The 24297-nt window shown below is 64.8% G+C and carries 26 protein-coding genes; 11 read left to right on the top strand and 15 right to left on the bottom strand.

Annotated features, from left to right (window positions below; translation table 11 throughout):
• Nucleotides 1-89 precede the first annotated feature (89 nt).
• Complete coding sequence (locus tag DFR67_RS06765) at nucleotides 90-1703, top strand: fatty acyl-CoA synthetase (protein ID WP_110468621.1); 1614 nt, start codon at nucleotides 90-92, stop codon at nucleotides 1701-1703.
• Nucleotides 1704-1746: 43 nt separating this feature from the next.
• On the opposite strand, the gene DFR67_RS06770 is transcribed toward DFR67_RS06765, so the two are convergent.
• Nucleotides 1747-2541 carry an SDR family NAD(P)-dependent oxidoreductase gene (locus DFR67_RS06770; protein WP_110468622.1) on the bottom strand — a complete coding sequence of 265 codons (795 nt, stop codon included), beginning with the start codon at nucleotides 2539-2541 and terminating at the stop codon, nucleotides 1747-1749.
• A gap of 95 nt (nucleotides 2542-2636) precedes the next feature.
• On the opposite strand from DFR67_RS06770, the gene DFR67_RS06775 reads away from it, so the two are divergent.
• Complete coding sequence (locus DFR67_RS06775; protein WP_110468623.1) at nucleotides 2637-3215, top strand: TerD family protein; 579 nt, start codon at nucleotides 2637-2639, stop codon at nucleotides 3213-3215.
• On the opposite strand, the gene DFR67_RS06780 is transcribed toward DFR67_RS06775, so the two are convergent.
• The 3 genes from DFR67_RS06780 to DFR67_RS06790 all read right to left on the bottom strand — a co-directional run bounded on the left by DFR67_RS06780 (nucleotide 3216) and on the right by DFR67_RS06790 (nucleotide 5338).
• Complete coding sequence (locus tag DFR67_RS06780; RefSeq protein ID WP_110468624.1) at nucleotides 3216-3950, bottom strand: hypothetical protein; 735 nt, start codon at nucleotides 3948-3950, stop codon at nucleotides 3216-3218. It abuts the gene before it with no gap.
• 16 nt (nucleotides 3951-3966) lie between these two features.
• Complete coding sequence (locus DFR67_RS06785; protein ID WP_110468625.1) at nucleotides 3967-4767, bottom strand: IclR family transcriptional regulator domain-containing protein; 801 nt, start codon at nucleotides 4765-4767, stop codon at nucleotides 3967-3969.
• A gap of 94 nt (nucleotides 4768-4861) precedes the next feature.
• Nucleotides 4862-5338 carry a MarR family winged helix-turn-helix transcriptional regulator gene (locus tag DFR67_RS06790; protein ID WP_110468778.1) on the bottom strand — a complete coding sequence of 159 codons (477 nt, stop codon included), beginning with the start codon at nucleotides 5336-5338 and terminating at the stop codon, nucleotides 4862-4864.
• A gap of 103 nt (nucleotides 5339-5441) precedes the next feature.
• Here DFR67_RS06790 and DFR67_RS06795 point away from each other — a divergent pair, with 103 nt between their 5' ends.
• The 3 genes from DFR67_RS06795 to DFR67_RS06805 all read left to right on the top strand — a co-directional run bounded on the left by DFR67_RS06795 (nucleotide 5442) and on the right by DFR67_RS06805 (nucleotide 7898).
• A complete protein-coding gene (locus DFR67_RS06795; protein WP_110468626.1) occupies nucleotides 5442-5951 on the top strand; it encodes a VOC family protein in 510 nt (169 codons plus the stop codon).
• A 31-nt stretch (nucleotides 5952-5982) separates the two neighbouring features.
• Nucleotides 5983-6771 (top strand): pirin family protein, encoded by a 789-nt coding sequence (locus DFR67_RS06800; RefSeq protein WP_110468627.1) that lies wholly within the window; start codon nucleotides 5983-5985, stop codon nucleotides 6769-6771.
• A 68-nt stretch (nucleotides 6772-6839) separates the two neighbouring features.
• Nucleotides 6840-7898, top strand: coding sequence for a maleylacetate reductase (locus tag DFR67_RS06805; protein WP_110468628.1), 1059 nt, complete (start codon nucleotides 6840-6842; stop codon nucleotides 7896-7898).
• A gap of 5 nt (nucleotides 7899-7903) precedes the next feature.
• Here DFR67_RS06805 and DFR67_RS06810 read toward each other — a convergent pair whose 3' ends face one another.
• The 3 genes from DFR67_RS06810 to pcaD are packed head-to-tail and all read right to left on the bottom strand — an operon-like array spanning nucleotide 7904 to nucleotide 10677.
• Nucleotides 7904-9115: an acetyl-CoA C-acetyltransferase gene (locus DFR67_RS06810; protein ID WP_110468629.1), complete on the bottom strand. Its 1212-nt coding sequence runs from the start codon at nucleotides 9113-9115 to the stop codon at nucleotides 7904-7906.
• A gap of 21 nt (nucleotides 9116-9136) precedes the next feature.
• Nucleotides 9137-9910, bottom strand: coding sequence for an IclR family transcriptional regulator domain-containing protein (locus DFR67_RS06815; RefSeq protein ID WP_110468630.1), 774 nt, complete (start codon nucleotides 9908-9910; stop codon nucleotides 9137-9139).
• On the bottom strand, nucleotides 9907-10677 hold the full coding sequence (gene pcaD / locus DFR67_RS06820; RefSeq protein WP_110468631.1) for a 3-oxoadipate enol-lactonase: 771 nt from the start codon (nucleotides 10675-10677) through the stop codon (nucleotides 9907-9909). Before pcaD ends, DFR67_RS06815 begins: the two co-directional genes overlap by 4 nt.
• 74 nt (nucleotides 10678-10751) lie before the next feature.
• Between pcaD and DFR67_RS06825 the strand changes: the two genes are divergently transcribed.
• The 3 genes from DFR67_RS06825 to DFR67_RS06835 all read left to right on the top strand — a co-directional run bounded on the left by DFR67_RS06825 (nucleotide 10752) and on the right by DFR67_RS06835 (nucleotide 13253).
• Nucleotides 10752-11501, top strand: a complete 750-nt coding sequence (locus DFR67_RS06825) for a CoA transferase subunit A (RefSeq protein ID WP_110468632.1) — start codon at nucleotides 10752-10754, stop codon at nucleotides 11499-11501.
• On the top strand, nucleotides 11498-12139 hold the full coding sequence (locus tag DFR67_RS06830) for a CoA transferase subunit B (protein ID WP_110468633.1): 642 nt from the start codon (nucleotides 11498-11500) through the stop codon (nucleotides 12137-12139). Before DFR67_RS06825 ends, DFR67_RS06830 begins: the two co-directional genes overlap by 4 nt.
• Before the next feature lie 181 nt (nucleotides 12140-12320).
• Nucleotides 12321-13253 (top strand): type IV toxin-antitoxin system AbiEi family antitoxin domain-containing protein, encoded by a 933-nt coding sequence (locus DFR67_RS06835; protein ID WP_110468634.1) that lies wholly within the window; start codon nucleotides 12321-12323, stop codon nucleotides 13251-13253.
• Between the two features lie 91 nt (nucleotides 13254-13344).
• On the opposite strand, the gene catC is transcribed toward DFR67_RS06835, so the two are convergent.
• The 4 genes from catC to DFR67_RS06855 all read right to left on the bottom strand — a co-directional run bounded on the left by catC (nucleotide 13345) and on the right by DFR67_RS06855 (nucleotide 16782).
• Complete coding sequence (catC, locus tag DFR67_RS06840; RefSeq protein ID WP_110468635.1) at nucleotides 13345-13626, bottom strand: muconolactone Delta-isomerase; 282 nt, start codon at nucleotides 13624-13626, stop codon at nucleotides 13345-13347.
• A gap of 29 nt (nucleotides 13627-13655) precedes the next feature.
• Complete coding sequence (locus DFR67_RS06845) at nucleotides 13656-14777, bottom strand: muconate/chloromuconate family cycloisomerase (protein ID WP_110468636.1); 1122 nt, start codon at nucleotides 14775-14777, stop codon at nucleotides 13656-13658.
• Nucleotides 14778-14783: 6 nt separating this feature from the next.
• Nucleotides 14784-15638: a catechol 1,2-dioxygenase gene (gene catA, locus DFR67_RS06850; protein ID WP_110468779.1), complete on the bottom strand. Its 855-nt coding sequence runs from the start codon at nucleotides 15636-15638 to the stop codon at nucleotides 14784-14786.
• A gap of 202 nt (nucleotides 15639-15840) precedes the next feature.
• Entirely contained in the window at nucleotides 15841-16782 is a 942-nt protein-coding gene (locus DFR67_RS06855) for an AraC family transcriptional regulator (RefSeq protein WP_110468637.1), read from the bottom strand.
• A gap of 151 nt (nucleotides 16783-16933) precedes the next feature.
• Between DFR67_RS06855 and DFR67_RS06860 the strand changes: the two genes are divergently transcribed.
• The 3 genes from DFR67_RS06860 to sigJ all read left to right on the top strand — a co-directional run bounded on the left by DFR67_RS06860 (nucleotide 16934) and on the right by sigJ (nucleotide 20170).
• Nucleotides 16934-17512: a flavin reductase family protein gene (locus DFR67_RS06860; RefSeq protein WP_110468638.1), complete on the top strand. Its 579-nt coding sequence runs from the start codon at nucleotides 16934-16936 to the stop codon at nucleotides 17510-17512.
• Nucleotides 17513-17522: 10 nt separating this feature from the next.
• Complete coding sequence (locus DFR67_RS06865; RefSeq protein WP_110468639.1) at nucleotides 17523-19145, top strand: 4-hydroxyphenylacetate 3-hydroxylase family protein; 1623 nt, start codon at nucleotides 17523-17525, stop codon at nucleotides 19143-19145.
• A gap of 71 nt (nucleotides 19146-19216) precedes the next feature.
• A complete protein-coding gene (sigJ, locus tag DFR67_RS06870) occupies nucleotides 19217-20170 on the top strand; it encodes an RNA polymerase sigma factor SigJ (protein WP_110468640.1) in 954 nt (317 codons plus the stop codon).
• Here the strand turns inward: sigJ and DFR67_RS06875 are convergent.
• The 4 genes from DFR67_RS06875 to DFR67_RS06890 all read right to left on the bottom strand — a co-directional run bounded on the left by DFR67_RS06875 (nucleotide 20116) and on the right by DFR67_RS06890 (nucleotide 24291).
• The gene (locus DFR67_RS06875) at nucleotides 20116-20691 is read right to left on the bottom strand and encodes a carboxymuconolactone decarboxylase family protein (protein WP_110468641.1); all 576 of its coding nucleotides are present in this window, start codon (nucleotides 20689-20691) and stop codon (nucleotides 20116-20118) included. The two genes, sigJ and DFR67_RS06875, sit on opposite strands and share 55 nt — an antisense overlap.
• A gap of 84 nt (nucleotides 20692-20775) precedes the next feature.
• Nucleotides 20776-22272, bottom strand: a complete 1497-nt coding sequence (locus DFR67_RS06880; protein WP_245937776.1) for a flavin-containing monooxygenase — start codon at nucleotides 22270-22272, stop codon at nucleotides 20776-20778.
• Nucleotides 22269-23387, bottom strand: a complete 1119-nt coding sequence (locus tag DFR67_RS06885; RefSeq protein WP_110468642.1) for an FO synthase — start codon at nucleotides 23385-23387, stop codon at nucleotides 22269-22271. Before DFR67_RS06885 ends, DFR67_RS06880 begins: the two co-directional genes overlap by 4 nt.
• A 67-nt stretch (nucleotides 23388-23454) precedes the next feature.
• On the bottom strand, nucleotides 23455-24291 hold the full coding sequence (locus DFR67_RS06890; RefSeq protein ID WP_245937777.1) for an NmrA/HSCARG family protein: 837 nt from the start codon (nucleotides 24289-24291) through the stop codon (nucleotides 23455-23457).
• Nucleotides 24292-24297: the final 6 nt, after the last annotated feature.

Genomic DNA, 24297 nt, shown 5'->3' on the forward strand with positions numbered 1-24297 from the left:
CCGGCGGTCCCCCAGTACTGATCCGTTGTTCAGATAGCCCTGCCCGCTCTCACTGACCGGTAGATCGCCCACAGGAAAGGTTCTTGACCATGACCGACCCATCCACAGATCCGATGGGCATCGCCGGTAGTCAGGCGATCGGCGACATCCCTCGCCGTTCTGCCGCGCGCTACCCGGACAAGGTCGCGCTGGTCCACCGCGACGTGCGTCTGACGTACGCCGAACTCGACGGCGCCATCGACCGGTTCGCTGCGGCGATGTACCGCGACGGCCTGCGCAAGGGCGACCGGTTGGCGCTGCTGTCGCACAATTGCTGGCAGTACCCGGTGGTGGTGTTCGCCGCGGCCCGGATCGGGGTCGTCGTCGTGCCCATCAACTTCATGTTGACGGCTCCCGAGGTCGCCTACATCCTCGCCGATTGCCGAGCCGACGCGCTGGTGGCCGAAGACGCCCTGGTTCCGACGGCGACACTGGCCGAGGCGACAGCCGACGTCACCGTCCGCCTGCACCTGTCGATTCCCTTGAGTGCCCCGACCCAGCCGGCCGAGGACTCGGCCTGGACGTCCATCAGCGAGTGGTCAGCGGCGCCGAGCGACCCCGCACCCGAGACCGTCGTCGCCGACGACGATCTGATCCGGATCATGTACACCTCCGGAACGGAGTCCCGCCCCAAGGGCGCGATGCACACGAGCCGATCCCTCATGTGGCAGTACATGAGCTGCATCATCACCGGCGGCATGACCGCTGACGACGTCGAGGTACACTCGCTGCCGCTCTACCACTGTGCCCAGCTCGACAACTTCCTCAGCACCGACATCTTCCTCGGCGCCACGAGCATCATCGTCGACCGGCCCGATCCGGCAATCCTGTTGCGCACCATCGCCGCCGAGCAGGCGACTAAACTATTCTGTCCCCCGACGGTGTGGATCTCGTTGCTGCGTTCGCCCGATTTCACCCCCAACGCCATGGCATCGCTGCGTAAGGGCTACTACGGCGCTTCCGCCTTGCCCGCCGAGGTGCTGCGGGAGATGACAACCGTGCTGCCGGGACTGCAGTTGTGGAACTTTTACGGACAGACCGAGATGGCCTCCTTGGCAACAGCTCTCGGCCCGGAAGACCAGACAACACGCGGCGGTTCGGCAGGACGTCCCGCCCTGAACGTGCAAACCCGGATCGTCGATGAGAACAACGAACCCGTGGCGGCCGGCACGGTCGGCGAGATCGTTCACCGCAGTCCGCAGGCGACCGTCGGCTACCTGAACCTGCCGGACAAGACCGCCGAGGCCTTCCGCTGCGGCTGGTTCCATTCCGGTGACCTCGGCTATCTCGACGACGACGGATATCTCTGGGTGGTGGACCGCCAGAAAGACATGATCAAGACCGGCGGGGAGAACGTCGCGAGCCGCGAGGTCGAAGAAGTGCTCTTCGGCATCACGGGGGTACGGGAGGCGGCCGTCTTCGCCGTGCCCCACCCTCGCTGGATCGAAGCCATCGCGGCCGTCATCGTGCCGACTCCGGAAGCCGGACTCGACGAGAACACGGTCGTAGCAGAATGCCGGAAGCTCCTGGCGGGGTATAAGGTTCCCAAGTTCGTGATCTTCGCTGACGACCTACCGAAGAACCCGAGCGGTAAGATCCTCAAACGTGACCTGCGTGATCGATACAGCGCGATTGCCAACGCCGGCCACCCCACTCGACCGTAATTTCGGCACGGTCAGCGGTTGGATCGGCACGGTGGACGGACCCTCAGGGCACGATGGAATCGATGTATCCACCGTCGACGCGCAATGCTGCACCGGTTGTCGCTGACGCGTGCGTCGACGCCAAGTAGACACACATGTTCGCGATCTCCTCCGGCTCGATCAAGCGCTGTAACAGCGACTGTGGGCGGTGCAGCCGCATGAACTCGCGCTGCGCCTCGTCCCATGACAGATTTCCGTCGACGAGTTGGTAGACGAAATCTTCGACGCCTCCGGTATGTGTTGGACCGGCGATCACCGAGTTCACCGTGACGCCCGTTCCGGCCGCTTCCTTCGCGAAACCCCGACTGACAGCGAGCAGAGCCGTCTTCGACATCCCGTAGTGGATCATCTCTTCGGGAATCACGATGGCGGAATCGCTGGCGATGTTTTGGACACGACCCCAACCACTTTCGGTCATACCCGGCAGGTAGGCGCGGATCAGACGCACGGCGGCGAGGACGTTGACCTCGAAGTAACGGCGCCACTCGTCATCGGAGATCTCCAGAGCCGGTTCGGCGCCGAAGACACCAAGGTTGTTGATCAGGATGTCGACGCCCGGGAGTTCACCGAGCAATCCGTCCACCCCGTCGGACGTCGTGACGTCGAAGGCCGCCGAGACGAGATCGGCGTCCGGCACGTGGGTCCGTATGTCGCGCACCGCAGCATCGACCTTCGCCGGATTCCTGCCGTTGATCGCGACTTTCGCTCCGGCCTCGGCGAGGCCTTTCGCGATGGCCCATCCGATGCCTTGGCTCGAGCCGGTCACCAATGCTGTTTTGCCGCTGAGGTCGATGCGCATGCTTTCGACTGTAATCCGTCGAGTCCACGCCATCGGTAGGCTTGAGTGACTGATCACCGAGCACAGTCCATATCGATCGACGGAGGACGATAAAGATGTCAGTCAGTTTGGCCAAAGGCGGAAACGTATCACTGAGCAAAGAGGCACCGAACCTGACGGCGGTGAGTGTCGGTCTCGGGTGGGATGTGCGCTCGACCACCGGCGCCGACTACGACCTCGATGCCAGCGCACTGGGCATCAACTCCGGCAAGCGGGTGGTCAACGACAATTTCTTCGTGTTCTACAACAACCTTCGCTCGCCCGATGGCGCTATCGAGCACACCGGCGACAACCGGACCGGTGAGGGCGAGGGAGACGACGAGTCGATCACAGTCGACCTCAAGGCACTCTCCCCGGAGGTCGAGTCGATCATATTCCCGGTGACCATCCACGAGGCGGACTCACTCGGACAGAGCTTCGGGCAGGTGCACGGCGCCTTCATCCGCGTCGTCGATCAGGCCGACGGTCGGGAACTGGCCCGCTACGACCTGAGCGAGGACGCGTCGACGGAGACCGCCATGGTGTTCGGCGAGATCTACCGCCGCGGCGGGGAGTGGAAGTTCCGGGCCATCGGCCAGGGCTACGCGTCCGGTCTGGCCGGTATCGCTCGCGACTACGGCGTCAACATCGGATAGTCACGTCGCCGACTTCTCCGCCGCCGTCGGTTTGCCCGCCACCAGGTCCTCGATGTCGAGCCCCCACTGCCCGAACCGCTCGTCGAAGCGGTCGGCGCGGTGGCGGGCGGACTCCTGTTTTGTTGCCGTATAACGCTTGCGAGCCCACCGAGAGCTGGGACGCGCAAGTCGAGCCGCCCCCACCCACGCGACCGGTGGGATGAACGCCCCGATCGCTGCCGTCGAGTACTTGCCCTTCTCCACGCACACGAGCAGGACGACGATATGGACCGGCAAGTACGCCAGGACTGCGGCATGTCCTCCCGTGAACCCCGTGGTCTCGGCGACCGGGTTCACGCCGAGCAGGACCAGGCCGAGAAGTGCGATGGTCAGCGACACCAATTGCACCGACAGCTGTCCCTGCGATGACCAGTAGACGTCGCTCAGATGCAGGATCAGCGCAAACTCGTCGAGCACCAGCGACGAGCCGATCCCGATCATCACCGCGCTCACCTCGGCCCACGGCGAATGCCCGTCCACACCGACCGATGTGAAGGCACCGACGATGGTCAGGATGATGCCTGGGATCGAGTGGTGGATGTGCACGCCGCCCGAGACGTTGTCTTTGAACGGGCCCTTGCCTGCGCGGATCATTCGGGTGATGGTCCGGGTCACGATGAAGGTCACCAGGAACGACAGGAACAGCAAGAACATTGGGAACTTCCCGCCGCTGGTGAGGCTGTCGATGACATGCATGCTTGAAAGCTACAGCTCAGTGACGCGCGCCGAGATCGGCGCTGAAGTCCGCAGCGACATCCACGAGAAAATGAGCCACCTCCGATTCGAAGGCATCCGGCGTCGCGCGGGCCGACGAGGTCGAACAGGCCAGCGCCCCGACCACCACACCGTTCGCGTCCCGGACAGGTGCGGCCACCGAGATCAGGCCTACCTCGAGTTCCTGTGCGGTGAGTGCGTAACCCTGGCGCCGAACCACATCCAACTCGCGTTCGAGTTCGGCGCCCGACGACACCGTGGTCGGGGTGAGGTGGCTGTCGAAATCGGACTGGGCCACCACCGACCGGACGACGTCCGGTCCCGCCCAGGCCAGCAGAACCCGCCCCATGGAGGTCGCGTAGGCCGGAATGCGGGTTCCCACAGACACGTTGATGCTCATGATCCGGCGGACCGGTACGCGCGCCGCGTAGACGACGTCGGCGCCGTCAAGAACGCCCAGTGACGCGGATTCGTGGACGGTCTCGACGATGTGCAGCAGGTGGGGCATAGCTGTGTCCGCAAGAGAATGCGACGCCGTGTAGTGCTGTCCGATACTGAGGACCCGTGGAGTCAGGGACCACCGGCCGCCGGCGCCGGTGACGTACCCGAGTCGTTGCAGCGTCAGCAGGATCCGCCGAACCGCAGGCCGAGACAGCTCCGTCACGGCGGCGAGTTCGGCGAGGGTGGGATTGGGACGGGACGCATCGAACGCCAGGAGCACGGCGAATCCACGCTCGATGCTCTGGATGTAGTCACGGTCGCGGTCGCCCCCCGCGGCCGACTCAGCGCTGTCGGTCACCGCCAGTCCCCTTACTCTCTGCGGTTACACCGTACGCACTGCGGACAGCTTCGTCGGGCATCCTCCGCCCTGGTGTCGCGACCTCGCCCCGACCTCAGCGGGTGGCTTGGCCGTCGCCGCCGATGAATTGCTTGCGCATGTCGCCGAAGGCCCGCCCGAGCACCGCCACATCGCCATCGGAGAGCAGATCGAACATGCTGCGACGCACCTGGTCCACATGTCCGGGACTGGCAGCAGCGAGCTTGTCGACACCCGCCTCGGTCAGCTCGGCCATCATGCCCCGCTTGTCGTCCTCGCACTCCACACGCTGGACCCACCCGGCGTCGACCAGACGTCCGATTGCACGGGTGGCACCGCCTCGCGTGGTGGTCATCGCATCGGCCAACTCGCGCATCCGAAGCCTGCGCTGGGGCGCTTCCGACAGGATCACCAGCAGCTCGAAGTCGGTGAACGAAATCGCTGAATCCCTGGTGAGCTGCTGATCGAGCGTCCGCAGCAACAGCCGGGTGGCATCAAGATAGGCGCGCCAGGCCTCGTGCTCGTCGTCGCTGAGCCAGCGGGTTTCATTCACGAGCACCAGCATATCGAAAGTAGTTGACAAAGCAACCAGATGGAGTAGTGTCGAGGTCGTTGACAAAGCAACTAGTTTTCGACCGGAGAGACAGAGGCGAGCCATGACCACCGCAGCCGAAGAACAGCGTGAGCAAGAGTTCGCCGCCCAGCGCGACCGGATCCGCGACCAGTACCTCAAAGACCCGTCGACGCGCCCGGCGTCATCGGCTCGCGGGCTGCACCACACCGCCCTGGTGAGCAGCGACGTCGAGCAGACCGTGCGGTTCTACCAAGACCTGCTGGAGTTCCCCCTCACAGAACTCATCGAGAACCGTGACTACCCGGGGTCGTCGCACTTCTTCTTCGACATCGGTAACAACAACCTGCTGGCCTTCTTCGACTTCCCCGGCCTCGACGTCGGCCCGTACCAGGAAGTCCTCGGCGGGCTGCATCACGTGGCCATAAGCGTCGAGCCCACCCGGTGGGAAGCGCTGCGCACCAAGCTGATCGACGCCGGAGTGGAACTGATCGAGCACAGCGAGGTCTCGCTGTACTTCCGCGACCCCGACGGCGCACGCCTCGAACTCATCGCCGACCCCCTCGGCGAAATGTACGGCAATCACGTCCTCTGACTCTTCGTTCCTGTACGAAAGGCCCTCTGACATGACCGCTCCGACCACCTCCGCACACTTCGACGTCCGCCGCGCCGACGACAGATTCAAGACGAACGCCGGCTGGCTCGATTCCAAGCACTCCTTCTCCTTCGGCCACCATTACGACCAGAAGAACACCCACCATGGCCTGCTGGTGGTGAACAACGACGACATCGTCGTCCCCGGGCAGGGATTCGACACCCACCCCCACCGCGACATGGAGATCGTCACCTGGGTTCTGCAGGGATCGCTGGTTCACCAGGACTCGATCGGACACACCGGGGTCATCTATCCCGGACTCGCTCAGCGGATGAGCGCGGGCACCGGGATCATGCACTCGGAGAAGAACGACTCCTGGCGCCTGGACACCATGTCGGGAACGGCTGCCGACAAGCATGACGAGCCGGTGCACTTCATCCAGATGTGGGTGATCCCGGATGAATCGGGAATCACGCCCGGCTATGAGCAACTCGAGATCGACGGAGAACTGTTGTCCGGCGGTCTGATCCCCGTCGCGACGGGCATGCCCGAATACGTCGACCATTCGGCGATCCGGATCAAGAACAAGTACGCGGCCATGCACGTCGCCCGAATGCAGGCCGGTCAGACCCCCGTGGCCCTGCCCGACGCGCCGCTGCTGCACGTGTTCGTCGCACGAGGAGAAGCATCGATGGAAGGCGTCGGACCGCTGGGCGAAGGCGATGCCGTGCGCGTCCGGGGCGGCGGCGGTCAGCTCGTGACGACCGACAGCGCCGCCGAGATCATCGTGTGGGAGATGCACGCGTCGATCGCGTCCTGACACCTCGTTCGTCTGCCCGCTACCTCTCTGCCTGCTACTTCTAATTGGGGCGTCTCGAAGGGAAACCGATGAAGGCCTTCACGCACAACTCTGCGCCGTCGCGGGTGGTGTTCGGCAGCGGGACCGTCGACACCATCGCAGACGAGGTGCGGCGCCTCGGACGCAGCCGGGTGCTGTTGCTCGCCGGACCGCGATGGAACGTGCTCGCTGCGACGATCGCAGATCAGTTGGGTCCCCTCGCTGTCGCGAGATTCGACGACGCCGTGATGCATACCCCGACCGAGGTCACCGAGCACGCCCTCGACATCGCTCGACTCCATGATGTCGACTGCGTGATCGCGATCGGCGGCGGATCAACGACCGGCCTGGCGAAGGCACTCGCGGTGCGAGCCGGATACGACCAGATCATCGTGCCGACAACGTACGCCGGTTCTGAGATGACACCGGTGCTCGGAGAGACCACGGACGGACTCAAGACCACGCGATCGTCCGTGGACATCCTTCCCGAAACCGTCGTCTACGACGTCGATCTGACGCTAGGTCTACCACCGGACATCACGCTGACAAGTGCGATCAATGCCATGGCTCATGCGGTCGAAGCGCTGTACTCGTACGACGCCAACCCCGTCGTGGACCTGATGGCGCTCGACGCGATCGGTTCCATCACCCGGGCTCTTCCCGTGGTGATGGCCGACGGCAACGACCTCGACGGCCGAGCCGCGCTCCTGCAGGCCGCCTGGCTCGCGGGCAGTTGTCTCGGTGCTGTCGGAATGGGGTTGCATCACAAGCTGTGTCATACGCTCGGCGGCAGCTTCGGCTTGCCCCACGCGCCGACGCACACTGTGATCCTTCCGCATGCACTCGCCTACAACGCCGCCGCGGTTCCCGCGGTGATGGACCGCATCGCCGGCGCGATGGGCGTCACCGAGGCACCTGACGCGATGTTCGACCTCGTCGCGTCACTGGATGGCCCGACCTCACTGGCGGAACTGGGTTTCCTGGACGACGACGTCGAGCGCGCCACCGAATTGGCCACCGCGAAGCCATATCCGAACCCCCGCCCGGTGACACCAGCAGGCATCACCGGGCTGCTGACCAACGCTGTGCACGGGCGAAAGCCTGTGTGATCAGGTCAGACGATACGTTCGAACACTGCGGCCAGACCTTGTCCGCCGCCGATGCACATCGTTTCCAGGCCCCAACGGCCCTCACGCCGCTCCAGTTCGCGCAGCATGGTCGCCAGGATGCGTGCGCCGGTCGCCCCGACGGGGTGCCCCAACGAGATTCCCGACCCATTGGGGTTGAGCCGCTGATCATCGGCCTCGATCTTCAGGCTCTGCAGTACTGCGAGGGCCTGCGCCGCGAACGCCTCGTTGAGTTCGATGACGTCCATGTCGTCGAGGGTGAGGCCGAGTCGGCCCAGGGTCTTGTGCACCGCGGGTACCGGACCGATGCCCATCCGGGAGGGTTCGACGCCGCTGACGGCCCAGGATGCCAGCCGTGCCAGCGGGCGGAGCCCCAGCTCGGCAGCCTTCTCAGGCGTGGTCACGATGCATGCGGCGGCGCCGTCGTTCTGTCCGCTTGCGTTGCCTGCGGTGACGGTGGAGTCGGGGTCGATCTTCAGCCTGATCGGCCGGAGCTGTGCCAGCGACTCCACGGTGGTGTCTGCCCGCGGATGCTCATCGACGGTCACCACCTGTGGATCACCTTTACGCTGCGGCACTTCGATTCCCACGATCTCGTCGGCGAACGTCCCGTTGTTCTGTGCCGCGACGGCCCGTTGGTGGGATTGCACCGCCAGCGCATCCTGATCGGCTCGACTGATCCCGAACTCCGCGCGTAGATTCTCGGCGGTCTCGATCATGCCGCCGGGCACCGGGTAGTTCTCACCGCCCGCGGTCACCCGCCCCCGCGCCAGGCGGTCGACCAGTTCGACCCCAGCTCCCTTGACGCCCCACCTGATCGAATCGGTATAGAACTCCGCTTGACTCATCGACTCGGCACCACCGGCGATGATGAGGTCACTGGCTCCGGTCGCGACCTGCATGCACGCCTGCAGGACTGCCTGCAGTCCGGATCCGCAGCGTCGATCAACCTGCAGGCCTGGCACCCCGATACCCAGTCCGGCGTCGAGTGCAGCGATCCGGCCGATGGCGGGCGCTTCGCCGTTCGGTGTCGCCTGACCGAGGATCACATCATCGATCTGGTCACTGGATACACCTGCGCGGCTCACGAGCTCGCGAATCACCGCAGCTGCCAACGTCTGCGGTGCAACATCTTTGAAAATCCCTCCGAAACGCCCCACCGGGGTACGTAGCGGTTCACAGATCACGGCTTCGGGCATGGGTGTTCTCCTGGTGATTTCTCAGTGGGTGGTGCGGGCGATATCAGCGGTGATGGCGGTGGCAGTCCGCAGGAGTTCGGGGACCAGGTCATCGCGTATGGCTTCCAGGCTGTAGCGGACGGATTGGGTCGAGATGTTCACGGCCGCAATCACTGACCCGTCCCTGCCGTGGATCGGGGCCGCGAGGGAGCGCAGACCGGCTTCCAATTCGCCGTCGACAATACAGAAGCCCTGTTCGCCGGCATCGCGGATGGACTCGCGCAGGTCCTCATGCGCGGTCTTGGTGTTGGCGGTGAGGGGTTCGGGGGTGACCCTGTCCAAGTGCGCGTCGAGACCGGAGTCGCTCAGTGCGGCAAGAAGAATGCGGCCCATCGAGGTGGCGTAGGCCGGGAATCGGGTACCGATCGTGATCGAGACCGTCATGATCCGGCTCACCGGGACCCGGGCCACGTAGACCACGTCGTCGCCGTCGAGGATGGACACCGAGGCGGACTCGTGGACGCGCGCCGCCAGCGCTTCGAGGTGAGGCCCGGCGACCTCGGGGAGTGAGAGCGACGAGAGATAGCTGTAGCCGAGATCCAGCACCCGCGGGGTGAGCCAGAAAGTGGCACCGTCGGTACCGACGTAGCCGAGATCGTGCAGGGTCAGCAGAAATCGCCGTGCGGCCGGCCGTGACAGCTCCGTTCGGCCTGCGACCTCGCTGACCGTCAACCGGGGGTGATCGACATCGAACGCGAGGATGACCGCGAGTCCCCGGGCCAGGGACTGGACGTGATCACCGGACGCAGCAGTCATCGACCGGCCACGTGCGCGCGGATCAGCGACGACACGGCGCTCGATTGCTCGAGGTTCACCAGATGTGCGCCGGGATCGAGGATTTCCAGGCGCGCGCCCGGCACCAGATCCGCGATGAGCTGCAGATGTTCCGGCGGCGTGGCCGGATCCTGGGCGCCGGCGATCGCCAATGTTGCAGTGGTGATCGACGGTAACTTTTCACGGGAGTCCCACTCGGCCAACGCCTCACAGCATGCGGCATAGCCTTCGTCGTCGGTGTTCTGGACCATCGAAAGAGCGCGATCGACCAGGTCCCTGTCCTCATCAGCCGCACCGAGCGTGAACCATCTCTCGACGACCGCGTCCGCGATGGAAGACGTACCGGACGCACGCACGGTTGCGGCACGGTCGAGCCAGGGCTGTGGCTCACCGAATCGGGCCGAGGTACACAGCAGGGTCATGGTGGATACCCGCTCCGGCGCAACGAGGGCTATCTGCTGGGCAATTGCTCCGCCCAACGACAATCCGACGAGGTGGACGGTGCCCGCACCGAGGCCGACGAGGGTCGTCAGCACGTCGTCTGCCAGATCCGGAACCGTGTAAGGGCCCACGGGAGCAGGCGACTCCCCGTGTCCGCGGATGTCGAGAGCAATGACTCGGTGGTCCGCTCCGAGATCGGCCATCTGGGGTTGCCACATTGTCCGGTCGCTGCCCAGGGATCCCAGGAACACGATGGTCTGCTGCGCGGTGTCGTCGCCGCCGACACTGCCGGCGAGTTCGTACGTCATCTCAACCTCCCCGTTCGGTTCGTACGCTTGCCGTACACTTGTACTATAAGCGTACAGGTGGGTAGTCTGTCCACATGCTCGACAAAGTGATCACCTCAGCAGCGGCAGCGGTCGCCGACATCCCCGATGGCGCGTCACTCGCCGTGGGCGGATTCGGCCTGGTCGGCGTGCCCGAGATCTTGATCCGCGCCGTCCTCGACCAGGGCGCGACCGACCTGGAGACCGTCAGCAACAACTGCGGCACCAACGGATTCGGGCTCGGATTGCTGCTGGCGGAGCACCGCATCCGGCGCACCATCTCTTCCTACGTCGGATCCAACGAAGAGTTCGCGAGGCAGTACCTGTCAGGCGAACTCGAGGTCGAACTCACCCCGCAGGGCACGCTCGCCGAGAGGATGCGGGCCGGTGGCGCCGGTATCCCGGCGTTCTTCACCCCCGCGGGCGTCGGCACTCCTGTCGCCGACGGAGGCCTACCCCTGCGCTACGACGGCTCGGGCGGCGTCCTCGTAGCGAGTCCCCCGAAGGAGACCCGCGAGTTCGATGGCACCGCATACGTTCTGGAACAGGGCATCGTCACCGACTTCGCACTCGTACACGCATGGAAGGGTGACCGCCACGGTAACCTCGTCTACCGGCGCAGCGCCCGCAACTTCAATCCGCCGGCCGCAACGGCAGGCCGGATCACCATCGCCCAGGTCGAAGAGCTGGTAGAGCCCGGTGAAATCGATCCAGATCAGGTCCATACCCCCGGCATCCACGTCCAGCGGGTGGTCCACGTGGGCAAGGTAGATGTGGGCATCGAGAAAAGGACTGTGCGCGCATGAGTTTGACACGTGAAGAGATGGCTGCCAGGGTCGCGCTCGAACTCGAGGACGGCCAGTACGTCAACCTCGGTATCGGCATGCCGACCCTGGTCCCCAACTACCTGCCCGACACCATCTCCGTCGAACTACATTCGGAGAACGGAGTCCTGGGCGTCGGACCCTATCCGACCGAAGAGGAACTCGACCCGGAGTTGATCAACGCGGGCAAAGAGACCATCACCGTCAATCCCGGTGCCTCCTACTTCGATTCGGCCGACTCCTTCGCGATGATTCGCGGCGGCCACGTCGACGTCGCCGTACTCGGTGCAATGCAGGTCAGCGCCACCGGCGACCTCGCCAACTGGATGGTCCCCGGCCAGATGGTCAAGGGCATGGGCGGTGCGATGGACCTGGTCCACGGCGCCCGCAAGGTCATCGTGATGATGGAACACGTCACCCGCAAGGGCGCTCCCAAGATTCTCGACGTCTGCACTCTCCCGCTCACCGGAAAGGCTTGTGTGCAAAGGATCATCACCGATCTCGCGGTCCTCGACGTGACGGCCGACGGCCTGAAGCTCGTCGAATTGGCACCTGGCGTCACCCTCGACGAGGTCCAGTCCGCCACCGCCGCCACCCTTCTGGTCGACGCCACTGTCTGATCCACCCCCGCGCCGCGCGCAAACCCACCTGTTCTGGTCAAAACCACGGGTCGCGAACCCGTGGGTTTGACCGGAACTGGTGGGTTTGTCTCTGTCCCCAGTTCTCAAACTCATCCACAAGTCGGGTAACTCTCCCAGCAACCGCCAGAACTCGCTCTCGTGAGTCGTCAATGATCCGATCATGGAACTCAGACCCGATCTCGACGGCTTGGTTCGCCGGAACACCCACCTCAACGCCGGCGGCGAAGACACCGAACTCCGCCGTGCCCGTCGACACAGAAAGCTGGTTCGAGTAACCCGCGGCGTCTACCGACCTGTCGAGCCTGACGAGAGCACCCGTGATCCGGATTTCGATGAGACCTACCGAGAACTCGTCGTCGCCGTCGCCGGCCGCACTACCCAACGTGTGGTCAGCCACTCGTCGGCCGCGGCGTTGCACGGCCTGAATCAGCACTCCCCGGACCAGCGCCGCGTCCACTTCTACGTCAAGAGCGGCGGCCGTCGGGGACGGGACGTCTTCCTGCACGAAGCGGCTTTGACCGCCTCCGATGTCACCGTCGTCGACGGGGTACTCCTGACCAAACTGGCGCTCACCGCCTGCGACATCGCGCGTCAAGGCAACTTTGCCCAGGCGGTCGTAGTACTGGACCATGCGCTGCGCCTCGGCGTCACCCGCGCCGAACTCAGGTCCATCGCCACACGCTTCGCGGGCACCAAAGGTGTCGGGAACTTGCGTCAAGCACTCGATGTCGCGGACGCCAACTCGGAGTCGGTGGGCGAATCGGTCAGTCGAGCGTTGATGATCGAGTGGTGTGAGATCCCTGCTCCGGTACTGCAGGCCGAATACCGCGACGAGCATGGCAAGCTCATCGCGCGTGTCGACTTCGATTGGGACGGAAAGGTCATCGGAGAGTTCGACGGCAAGGTCAAGTACCAGAGAAATCGACGGCCCGGGGAGAGTGCCTCTGACGTCGTCATCCGAGAGAAGGTTCGCGAAGACCGCTTGCGCGACGAAGGTTTGACGGTGGTGCGGTGGGTGTGGGACGACTTCACAAGACCGCAGGTCTTGCGGACCAGGATCCGGAAAGCCCTCGCCCGGGCCGGGGTCATCTAGCCGTCACAAACCCACCCTTTCCGGTCAAACCCAGGGGTTTGCGACCCGTGGGTTTGACCGGAATGAGTGGGTTTGCGAAAGCCACTTGGGCTTACTTGATCGACGACGCGTGTTTGTTCAGCGGTGTCACGTCGATGGTCATGAACGGGAACAGCGGCAGGTTCCAGAGGATCTCGTGGAGCTCATCCGGCGTCTCGACATCGAAGATGCTGATGTTGCTGAATTTTCCTGTGATCCGCCAAATGTGCACCCACTTGCCGGAATGCTGCAGGTCCTGAGAGTATTTCTTCTCCCGCGCAAGGGTCTCGGCCCGCTCCTCGGGATCGAGGTCACGCGGGATGTCGACGTCCATGCGTACGTGAAACAGTGCCACTACGGTGTTGTCCTTTCGAGGAGGATGGGTCAGTCTCGGGTCAGGGAGTCGACCACGTCCATGTCGAGCTCGACACCGAGTCCGGGCCCTTCGGGGAGATGGACCTTTCCGTCAGCGTAACGCAGCGGTTCTTGCAGCAGTTCGACGGAAAAGAGCAGCGGGCCAAACAGTTCGGTACCGAAGTTGATGGCCGGCTCACTGCACGCGAAGTGGATCGACGCCGCGGTGCCGATGGGTCCCTCGATCGAGGTGGCTCCGTGGCAGGCGATTCCGGCCGCTTTGGCAATGGCCGCGATCTCCCGGCTCTTCGCCAGCCCACCGCATTTGGTGGTCTTGATAGCGATCACGTCGGCTGCGCCCTGCCGGACGACCTCTAGCGCGTCATGCGGTGTCGACACACTCTCATCAGCCATCACCGGGACCGGGAGCAGATGGTTCAGCTCCGCGAGCACATCGATCTGCTCGCCCGGGGTCGGTTGCTCGATGAGTTCGACGCCGCCGTCAGCCAAACGCGGCAGGTACTTCAAGGCGGTGAAGCGGTCCCAGCGCGCATTGATGTCGACGCGGACGCCGGCGCGACCGTTCAATCCGTCGACGATGTCGAGGATCCGCTTCGTGTCGACCTCGGGCTCGAGCGCACCCATCTTCAGCTTGAAACTGAAATGCATACGTGCATCGAGCTTTTCCGCGGCCTCTTCGAGGATCTCCTCCACAGGAGCTGCACCCAGCGCCCAGGTGACATCGACACTGTTCCGGAACGCACCGCCGATGAGGGCGTGCACCGGCACATCGAGGCATCGCGCCCACGCATCGTGCAGTGCTATCTCGACGGCGGCCTTGGCGAACCGCGCCTGCGCCACCACCCGTTCGATGTCGAGCATGATGCCGGTGACGTCGTCGACCGTGCGCCCCAGCAGAACCGGGGCGATGTAGCGGTCGACGATCGACTTCATCGTCTCGACGGACTCTCCACCCCACCACGGTCCGCCGGGGACCACACCTTCACCGCGCCCGATCACTCCGCCATCGGTTTTAATGGACACCAACAGGATCGGTTGTGCATCCATCGATGTGGTCGCGAACTTGTGAGCGCGAACCAGGGGGACGTCGATGATTCGGGTCTCGACATCGACGATCTTGAGATCGGGCACGACCGTCTACTCTCCTGCCGGGTCGAGCGTGAAGTTGTAGGTGACGTGGTTCTTGCCGTCGTCACCTACGGTCGGCGACAGGATCAGCTCCGGCTTGGTGGCCGTCGCGACGTCACTGTCGAGCCATTCGCCACCCTCGAAGTACAACTGGGTGGTCACCGATTCTTTGCCGGCCGCCGACACGATCAGGTGCAGGTGGGCGGGCCGCCACGGGTGACCGTTCTGGGCCTCGATGAACGCACCGGTCGGTCCATCGGTCGGAATCTGATACGGCGCCGGCTGAATGGTGGTGATCTCGTAGCGACCCTCGGAGTCGGTGATGATCTTGCCGCGCAGATTCCATTTCGGAAGGTGATCGGCGAACTGTGAGTAGTAGCCGTCGGCGTCGGCGTGCCACAGTTCGACGATGGCACTGTCGAGGCCGTTGCCCTCGAGGTCGGTGACCTGACCGCTGAAGACCAGCGCGGTCTCCTTGCGGTCGACGTCGCGCATCGGGAGTTCGCACACGGACGGCAGTTCCGGTGCGTCGGCGACGTAGTACGGCCCTTCGATGCTGCCCTTGGTGCCCTTACGGCTGCGGGCGAGCACCTCTTCGACGGAGTGCTCGATGAAGACGTCGAGGAACAGCGGCCACTCGCCGCCCTCACCCACATCGATCAGCCACTGCTTGAGTACGCGGTACTCGGGGTACGTCACGTTGTGGTCGAGGATCACCTGGTTGAGCGCCGCAAGGGCATCCTTCGCGATGGCCGCCACCCGTTCCGGCGACGTGTCGGCGCTGACGCGCTCGTTCTTGAATTTGTCGGTGGCTGCGGAGCCGGAACCCGCTGCGGTGGGGTTCTGGATTTCGGTGGTGGTCATGTTCATCTCCTGGTGAGCGGGAGTGGCTGGGCTGCCAGTCAGGCTGTGTACGCCCTGCGTACTTGACTGCCGCATTGCGTACAGACACTGTGCGCCCAGTCACACGAGATGTCAAGTCATCACCCCGGACCTCCGATAATGGGTCGTTCTGGCGGCGCTGACCTGGGCTTTCGCTCGCCAAAACGACCCATTTCCGGGGAGGTCAGGTGCGGCGCAGGGTGTCCGACGGACTCTCGCCGTACTTGCGGCGATACGAGGCAGCGAACCGGCCGGTGTGGGTGAAGCCCCACTTCATCGCGACTTCGGTCACCGATATGACGGCGCCGGGATCGCTCAGCTCGCCATTGACCCGGACGAGCCGCACGTCGTTGAGGTATTCACGGGGACTCATACCCACGTACTCACGAAACCCCTCTTGCAGCCGGCGCACACTCACCCCGGCGGCATCGGCCATATCAGCCGCTGTCCACGCACGACTGGGATCGGCGTGCACGGCATCGACGACCCTCGTGACGATCCTTGGCCGAATCTGTTGATGATCGCCATCCGGTTCCCCGATGGCAGCGAGCACGAGCGCACTTGTCAAAGCACCGGACAATTGCTGCGCCACAATCGGGTTGCGCCACAGCCCCTCATCATCAGCTTCAGCGTGGACCGCACGCACCATCCGCAGCCACCCTGCACCGGCAGATGCACGCAAATCGATCTGTGCCGGTAACCGAACATCGGGGCGGGCCATCACTCGACCGAGCTCGCGGTGCAGATGGTCCCGGTCGATCCGAACCCCGACGATGGTGCATGCGCTACTCCAGCGGGTGATCAGCGTTGGGGTGTCCGGCGGATTGACGGTCGCGAGCCCCGGCGTGGATACGACGCTGTCGCGGGCCGTGCGCGACTCCAGACGGCCACCGAGAGGAATGTTGATGGCGTACGCGCCCGGATGATCGGTCTCGATGGAAACCTCCGCACCCCAGCCGATTCGAGCGATTCTGATCGGTCCGAGGTCGACGGTGTTCACAACCATGTGGTCGGCGTTGCTGCCCTTGCTCAGCGGCGTCAGCACGTGCGGGAAGTAGGCGTCCGAGACCACCTCGGACGCTTCATCCCAGTCGTGTGGCCGGTCCGCGTCGGCGTGAGTCTGCATCGCAGAACACCTCCTCGAACTCCGTGATCCGGCACCGCGAATCTCGCCGCGCTTGCCGGATGGCCTCCGCGTTTGGCGGATCGCGCTGTGGCCGCCGGGCCGCAATAGTGTTCTACACCACATTCTGGCGATCCGAAAGGAGGCGTTGACGATGAACAAGGGCGATCTGCGAAACATTTTCGGCCAGTTTGCCAGCGGGGTCACCGTCATCACCTGCACAAACGCCGACGGTGAGCCCCACGGCGCCACAGTCACGGCGTTCACGGCGATCTCGATGGAACCGCGACTGTGCCAGGTCACGATGACCCGGCAATCGAAAGCGTGCGGCTTTCTCGGTGGCGCCCCGTTTGCGGTGAACATCCTCGCGGCCGACCAGGTCGACATCGCAATGCACTTCGCGGGTCGGCCCAGCGCGCCCGGTCCGGTCTGGGCGGACGGGCCCACCGCCCCCGTGCTGTGCGGGGCCGCAGCCACGCTGTCCTGTGAGGCTTGGGCCGAGTACGACGGCGGTGACCATCTCATCTTCATCGGTGAGATCGTCGCCGCCGAGACCACCGACAAGAACCCGCTCCTCTACTACCGCAGCTCTTTCCACGAACTCGGACCGACGTCCGCCAGCTCGGCGTGGCTCGGGTCCATGGACGACCCACACCGGGGCTGGTTCGACGCCGACACCAGCTTCGTTCCCCTACATCTCAATTCAGATCATCTGAGTCCGACCCCTCGATAAAGGAGACACCATGACCACTGTCGAAGACCGCGAAAGCGCACCGCTCGATGTCGACCCCATGCAGGTGAACCCCGCCGCCGACCATCCGGCCAACAACACCAAGAACTTCGCGTCGCGCCCGATGACCGGCGACGAGTACATCGAGTCACTACGCGACGACCGCGAAATCTGGCTCCACGGCGAACGCGTCAAAGACGTCACCACCCATGCGGCATTCCGTAACCCCATCCGGATGACCGCGCGGCTGTACGACTCCATGCACACCGGCCCCGACGTCGACAAGGTGACGGTTCCCACCGACACCGGCAACGGCGGCGTCACCATGCCCTTCTTCAAGGCCTCGACCAGTTCTGCCGACCTCATCAAAGAGCGCGACGCAATTGCGACCTGGGCCCGAAAGACCTATGGCTGGATGGGACGCTCGCCCGACTACAAGGCCAGCTTCCTCGGCACTCTGCACGCGAACAAAGAGCTGTATTCACCCTTCCAGGCCAACGCCGAACGGTGGTATCGCGAATCGCAGGAGAAGGTCCTGTACTGGAACCACGCGATCATCAATCCCCCGGTCGACCGCCAGTTGCCGCCCGACGAGGTCGGTGACGTGTTCATGAAGGTGGAGAAGGAAACCGATGCCGGCCTCATCGTGTCCGGCGCCAAAGTCGTCGCCACCGGGTCCGCGATCACCAACTACAACTTCATCGCGCACTACGGGTTGCCCATCAAGAAGAAGCAGTTCGCGCTGATCTGCACGGTGCCGATGGATGCGCCTGGCGTGAAGCTGATCTGCCGGTCGTCCTACACCCAGAATGCGGCCGTGATGGGGACGCCCTTCGATTACCCGCTCTCGAGCCGGATGGACGAGAACGACACCATCTTCATCTTCGACAAGGTGCTGGTGCCGTGGGAGAACGTCTTCATGTACGGCGATGTCGAGAAGATCAACGCGTTCTTCCCGCAATCAGGGTTTTTGCCGCGCTTCACCTTCCAGGGCTGCACCCGCCTCGCCGTCAAGCTCGACTTCATCGCCGGCCTGCTCATGAAGGCTCTCGACGCCACCGGGTCCGGCGGCTTCCGCGGGGTGCAGACCAGGGTCGGTGAGGTGATCGGTTGGCGCAACCTCTTCTGGACCCTGACCGACGCGATGGCCCACAACCCGGAACCATGGATCGGCGACACCGTGATCCCCCGTCTCGAGTACGGCCTGACCTACCGGATGTTCATGATGCAGGGCTACCCGCGTATCAAGGAGATCATCGAACAGGACGTCGCCTCCGGCCTTATCTACCTTCCCTCCGGCGCAGCCGACTTCAAGAGCCCCGACGTCCGGCCATATCTCGACAAGTACGTTCGCGGCTCCGATGGCATCACCGCCGTCGACCGGGTCAAAGTCATGAAGGCGCTCTGGGATTCGATCGGCTCCGAGTTCGGAGGACGCCACGAGCTGTACGAACGGAACTACTCGGGCAACCACGAGAACGTCAAGGCCGAACTGCTGTTCGCAGCTCAGAATCGTGGTGGCGTAGACCAGATGAAAGGTCTCGCCGAGCAATGCCTCGCCGAATACGACCTGGACGGCTGGACCGTGCCCGATCTCATCGGCAACGACGACGTCAGCTACTTCGGCAACAAGTAGGCGACGGTCAGGTCGAGGGCGGGGCCACCAAGGCCTCGCCCTCGACGACGTGGCGAACTACCATCGACACCATGGCTGCGCTCGCGGATCAGTTCGAAGATCAGCGCAGACGACTGCTGGCGGTGGCGTACCGCATCACCGGCAGCATCAGCGACGCCGAGGATGCGGTTCAAGAGACCTGGCTTCGGCTGGCCGACAGCGACGTCGACGCCATCGATGACCTGGGCGCGTGGCTGTCCACCGTCGTCGGCCGAATCTGTCTCGATCGGTTGAAGTCCGCGGCCGTTCGACGCGAGCAGTACATCGGCCAGTGGCTACCGGAGCCGATCGTGACATCGTTCGCGCCGGAGTTCAGCGACCCCCTGCATGCGGTCGTCGCGGCCGAAGACAGCAGGTACGCAGCGATGGTCGTCCTCGAAACCCTCAGCCCGGCAATGCGAGTGGCCTTCGTGATGCACGACGGGTTCGCCGTCCCCTTCGCCGAGGTCGCCGAGATCTTGGGCATCGAGGTTCCTGCCGCCCGGCAACTCGCCTCCCGCGCCCGCCGGATCGTCTCGGCCGCACCGGCCCCGGTACCCGATTCCGAACAAGCCGAGGCCATCGGTCGCCTCGTCGCGGCATTGATGTCCGGCGACATGGGTGCCGTTGTGGCGGCGCTTGATCCGGAGGCGATGATCGTCGGAGACGCGAACCGTACCGCCCCGACCGCCGTCAAGCCGATCCACGGCGCCGTCGCTGTCGCCCGCTTTTTGTTCGGACTGGTGCGGCGTTACGACGGAGCTGCGACACTCACCGATCAGATCCCGGTCCGGATCAACGGCGAACTCGGTTCGTACAGCACCGGGTGGGAGGCCCTCGGTGACCGCCGGGCCTCACCTCCCCGTGCCATCAGCTACGTCGTCAAGGACGGACGGGTGGCAGCCATCTACGACATAGCCGATCCGGTCAAACTCGCTGCAGTCCAGCCGGATCAGCTGGTCGACTCCGCCCAGGGCACGCGACAGGAATCGGTCGAGAAACCCTGATCGGTGATGCCCAACGCCGCGTTCGTGCGGGCGCGTTGGTTCTCCACCCCTATTTGATAGGTGAGCTCGATGACGCCCTTGTTCCCGAACCGCCGCTGCAGATCAGCGACCTGGTCGTCCGTCACCGTCATCGGGGTCGTCGTCATCGCATCCGCGTAGGCGATCACAGCGCGTTCGTCGTCGCTGTACAGCGGTGAGGTCTCGTAGTCGGCGATGTGCTCGAGTCGCTCCACATCGAGGTCGTCGAGACGTTGGAGCATGGCCCCGAAGTCGACGCACCAGGAGCACCCGACCGTCCAGGCCACCCGGTAGACAGCGATCTCACGAATGTTCGCCGGCAACACCGTCGACGCCCTCTCGACCGCGGTCTCGCTGAGCCCGAAGGCCATCAGCAGACGGGGGTGATGTGCGAACACAGCCATCGGTTCGGGTACCGAACCGAATCTACGTGCGGCGTAGCGGTAGGTTGCTTTCACCATCAAGCCGGCCTGGTCCGGGGTTACTGCCGCAATCCGTGCCATCGTGGTTCACCTCCCTCTGGCGACGCCTGGTGCGCCGCTACCGAGGAGACGAGACAGCCCTCGAAAATGTGACATCGCCGGTGGTCAACTGACCGGCAGGTCCACCCAGTCCGGAGCCCAGACGCGCTCATAGTGGTAGGGATCGAAGGTCCCGTTGCGGTCACGGAAGGACTGTCCGGTCCCCGGCCACAACAGCGTGAGCCGCCGACTGAGTGGATCCAGATACCAGCTGCTGCAACCGCTGAGCCACACCGTCGACGCACTGCGCTCGTCGATCTCCCGCGTGTAGGCCTGTTCGGCAGCGGCCATCACCTCCAGCGCTATCGGCCCGCCGGCGCTCAGGTGATCCATCGCCCCGAGGACGTAGTCGATCTGTGTCTCGATCATGAAGATCGCCGAGTTGTGGCCGAGCGCGGCGTTGGGTCCGTCCAGGACGAACATGTTCGGGTATCCGCTGACTGCGGTGGACGCATACGAGACCATGCCCGCCTGCCAGTGCTCGGACAGTCGCTCACCGCCGACACCCACGATGCGGGTGGCGAACTCCGGGCGGGCGGCCTCGAACCCGGTGGCCAGCACCACCGTGTCGAGCTCGAATGACCTACCGCTGGCAGCGACGGCCCGCGATCCGTCGAACTCCGCCAACGCCGACGGCTCGAGCGTGACATGGGAACTGGTCATGGTCGGAAAGAACTCGTCGCTGAGCAATATTCGCTTGCAACCGATTTCGTAGTTCGGGGTCAGATCGGCGCGCAGACCCGGGTCGCTCACCTGTGCGTGGAGATGACCTAGCGCGCGGTCGCGGATCTCGTCGATCGCGGGGTGCAGACCGCGGCGCTGCGCGAAGGCTTTGTCGGCTTCGGAGAACAGTCGCGCCCGCAACTGGTCGGCATTGGCCTTGACCCGCAGGTGTTCTCGTTCGGCTTCGCTGTATTGCCGGTCCCCGCGAGGCACGACATACGGGGCCGATCGAGAGAACACAACCAACTCCCCCGCCCGCCGCGCGAGCTCGGGGACCAACTGAACCGCCGAGGCGCCGGTGCCCACCACACCCACCCGGGCACCGTCGATCGGTGCATCACCGTCCCACTGGGCGGTATGAAAGACCTTGCCCGGGAACGACTCGACCCCGGCGAAGTCCGGCACCATGGGATTCGCCAGCCGACCGACAGCGACGACCAGCACCCGCGCCCGCAACTCACCCGCGGTACTCGACACCGCCCAGCAGAGTTCGTCGGGTAGCCACCGGGTCTCGGTGACGTCGACGTTCAAGTGCAGGTGGGGACGGATCCCCTCGTCGGTGGCAGCTCGCTCGAGATAGTCGTGGATCGCCGCGCCGTCGGCGAACAGCGAATCCCAGTCGCCCGGAGGGCGGAACGAGTAGGAGTAGACGTGCGCGGGAACATCGCACGAGACGCCCGGATACCGGTTGTCACGCCAGGTGCCTCCCACCGAGTCACCGCGTTCGAGGACGACAAAACTCTCGCTGCCCCGCCTGGCAGTGCGAATGGCCATGCCCAGCCCGGCAAATCCGGCGCCGACGATCGCGACGTCGACGTACGCAGGCAAGCGGCCGTTCACGCGAACACCTTCTGGAGAACGGCTTGTCGATCGTCTGGGGCCGTCTCATAGAGCGTGGTGCGCTGACGTGTGGTGCGGCCCAGAGCCCCGGCTATCTCGGCTACCTGCGCTGGTACCAGCTGTCTGCCACTCTCGGGTCCGGCGTCCGGCCGCAGACGCCCGTCGATCAGCACGCCCCCGACGTCGTCGGCGCCCCCGCGGAGCACGGCGTCCAGCGCGACCTCATCGAGTTTGGTCCACGCGGCCTGCAGGTGATCGATGGCGCCCAGGGTCAGCAACCGCGCCACGGCATGCAGTGCCCGCGTCTCGTCGAGCGAGGGGCCGCGCACGGCCTGGGCCCGCAAGTGCGGTGGGGCATTCTCCGGGAGCATCGGCATCAGGATCAGTTCCGTGAAGCCACCGGTGCGCCGTTGGATGTCGACGAGCAGACGTAGATGCGCGATTTGCTGCGCCGGTGTCTCGACATGGCCGTAGAGCATCGTCGCGGTGGATCGCAGGCCGATGCCGTGGGCGGTGGTGATGGTCTCGACCCACTCCGCCACCGACAGACCGTCCGGGGTCAGGACGCCGCGTACTTCGTCGTCGAGCACCTGCGCGGCGGTTCCGGGCACCGTCCCGACGCCGGCGTCGCGGGCTGCCTCCAGGAACTCGCGCGGCGTGAGTGCCAGTCTGTTGGCAGCATCGCGGACCTCCGGTACCCGGTACGCGTGCAGGTGCATGTCGGGGGCGGTGGCCGAAATCCGGCGGACCAGCCCGAGATAGGCGTCTGCAGATTCGGACTGCGGCACCGGTCCTTGCAGACAGATTTCGGTCGCGCCCAGCTCCCACGCCTCGGCGACAAGATCCTCGACAGACGCCGATGATCCGGAGCCGATCACCGCACCGGTTTCCAGGTTGCGATTTGCGACGAATGTCAGTTCGTCGCCGACGACGTCGCGGCGCGCGGAGTCCGCGAGGGCGCAGAGTTCGTCCAGTTCAGCGCCCTGTGCGCCCAGCAGTACGGCCCATTGCCGATCGTCTATCGAGGACGGATCGGCCACCAGCGACCGCAGCATCGGCGCCACCTGATCCCCGGGTAGCCGAGTGTCTTCGGCCCAGGAACTTCGCAACGTCATCCCACGACTCTAGAACGAGCCACTCGCAGCCCTCGGTCAAGTGCCCTGATCCGCAGCTGCCCCGCGCTCACAGCGCTTGGTCGACCCAGTCGTCGAACGATTGCCAACCCACCTCGGGATATTGCTTTCGCAGCCCGGCGAGGTCGGCGGAGTACCCGGTCGACGAGAGGAAGGTGAACATCGCGCGCATGTCGTCCGACTCGATCTGAGCCGGATCACCGGTGTGCAGTCGCACCTCGCGACCGAGCCGGCGTGTCAGAGATGCGGCCATCTGGGTCGGCGTCGGGTTGTCGGAAGCGATATCGACACGGGCCCCGAGGAATCGTTGCGGATCGGCGAAGACAGTCGCGACGAACTCCCCCAGGTCGCGCCGCGACAACTGCTGCAGTGGGACATCGGCAGGCACCGGGAGGTCGAGTACGCCCTCCCGGATCTGCTCGAGACCGCCGAGAAGGTTGTCGTAGAAGTACGTGGGTCCGACGATCGTGTACGGGATCCCGGACGCGGCGAGCGCAGCCTCTACGACCACCTTGCTCTCGAAGTGCGGAACCCCGGTGTGCTGATCGGCACTGGCGACAGACGAGAACACCAGATGTCCGACACCCGCGCTCGAGGCGGCCTCGATGATCGACCGCCCCTGCGTCACCTCTTCCTCGGGGCCGCGTTCGAACGGCGTCGTCAGGGCGAACACGCCGGCGGCACCGGTGAACGCGACCGCCAGCGACTGCGGGTCGTCGAGGTCGGCCACTGCGAGCTCTGCGCCGCGGTCGGCGAGACGCACCGCTCCTGCCGAATCGGGCCGGCGCACCACCGCCCGCACCGGCAGTCCCCGGCTCAGCAGAGCTGCTGCGACAGCTCCTCCCTGAGCGCCGGTCGCGCCGATCACCACATACGTATCTGCCACGATCAA

The organism is Williamsia limnetica (genome assembly GCF_003217475.1).
In the GTDB taxonomy this organism is placed as follows: domain Bacteria; phylum Actinomycetota; class Actinomycetes; order Mycobacteriales; family Mycobacteriaceae; genus Williamsia; species Williamsia limnetica.

Excerpts from the sequence above, each read along its gene's own strand:
- DFR67_RS06810 (WP_110468629.1), bottom strand. The coding sequence starts at position 9,115 with ATGCCCGAAGCCGTGATCTGTGAACCGCTACGTACCCCGGTGGGGCGT.
- DFR67_RS06835 (WP_110468634.1), top strand. The coding sequence starts at position 12,321 with ATGGAACTCAGACCCGATCTCGACGGCTTGGTTCGCCGGAACACCCAC.
- DFR67_RS06800 (WP_110468627.1), top strand. The coding sequence starts at position 5,983 with ATGACCGCTCCGACCACCTCCGCACACTTCGACGTCCGCCGCGCCGAC.
- DFR67_RS06865 (WP_110468639.1), top strand. The coding sequence starts at position 17,523 with ATGACCACTGTCGAAGACCGCGAAAGCGCACCGCTCGATGTCGACCCC.
- DFR67_RS06770 (WP_110468622.1), bottom strand. The coding sequence starts at position 2,541 with ATGCGCATCGACCTCAGCGGCAAAACAGCATTGGTGACCGGCTCGAGC.
- sigJ (WP_110468640.1), top strand. The coding sequence starts at position 19,217 with ATGGCTGCGCTCGCGGATCAGTTCGAAGATCAGCGCAGACGACTGCTG.
- DFR67_RS06875 (WP_110468641.1), bottom strand. The coding sequence starts at position 20,691 with ATGGCACGGATTGCGGCAGTAACCCCGGACCAGGCCGGCTTGATGGTG.
- DFR67_RS06860 (WP_110468638.1), top strand. The coding sequence starts at position 16,934 with ATGAACAAGGGCGATCTGCGAAACATTTTCGGCCAGTTTGCCAGCGGG.
- DFR67_RS06830 (WP_110468633.1), top strand. The coding sequence starts at position 11,498 with ATGAGTTTGACACGTGAAGAGATGGCTGCCAGGGTCGCGCTCGAACTC.
- DFR67_RS06815 (WP_110468630.1), bottom strand. The coding sequence starts at position 9,910 with ATGACTGCTGCGTCCGGTGATCACGTCCAGTCCCTGGCCCGGGGACTC.
- pcaD (WP_110468631.1), bottom strand. The coding sequence starts at position 10,677 with ATGACGTACGAACTCGCCGGCAGTGTCGGCGGCGACGACACCGCGCAG.
- DFR67_RS06780 (WP_110468624.1), bottom strand. The coding sequence starts at position 3,950 with ATGCATGTCATCGACAGCCTCACCAGCGGCGGGAAGTTCCCAATGTTC.
- DFR67_RS06855 (WP_110468637.1), bottom strand. The coding sequence starts at position 16,782 with ATGCAGACTCACGCCGACGCGGACCGGCCACACGACTGGGATGAAGCG.
- DFR67_RS06805 (WP_110468628.1), top strand. The coding sequence starts at position 6,840 with ATGAAGGCCTTCACGCACAACTCTGCGCCGTCGCGGGTGGTGTTCGGC.
- DFR67_RS06825 (WP_110468632.1), top strand. The coding sequence starts at position 10,752 with ATGCTCGACAAAGTGATCACCTCAGCAGCGGCAGCGGTCGCCGACATC.
- DFR67_RS06775 (WP_110468623.1), top strand. The coding sequence starts at position 2,637 with ATGTCAGTCAGTTTGGCCAAAGGCGGAAACGTATCACTGAGCAAAGAG.
- catA (WP_110468779.1), bottom strand. The coding sequence starts at position 15,638 with ATGACCACCACCGAAATCCAGAACCCCACCGCAGCGGGTTCCGGCTCC.
- DFR67_RS06795 (WP_110468626.1), top strand. The coding sequence starts at position 5,442 with ATGACCACCGCAGCCGAAGAACAGCGTGAGCAAGAGTTCGCCGCCCAG.
- DFR67_RS06765 (WP_110468621.1), top strand. The coding sequence starts at position 90 with ATGACCGACCCATCCACAGATCCGATGGGCATCGCCGGTAGTCAGGCG.
- DFR67_RS06885 (WP_110468642.1), bottom strand. The coding sequence starts at position 23,387 with ATGACGTTGCGAAGTTCCTGGGCCGAAGACACTCGGCTACCCGGGGAT.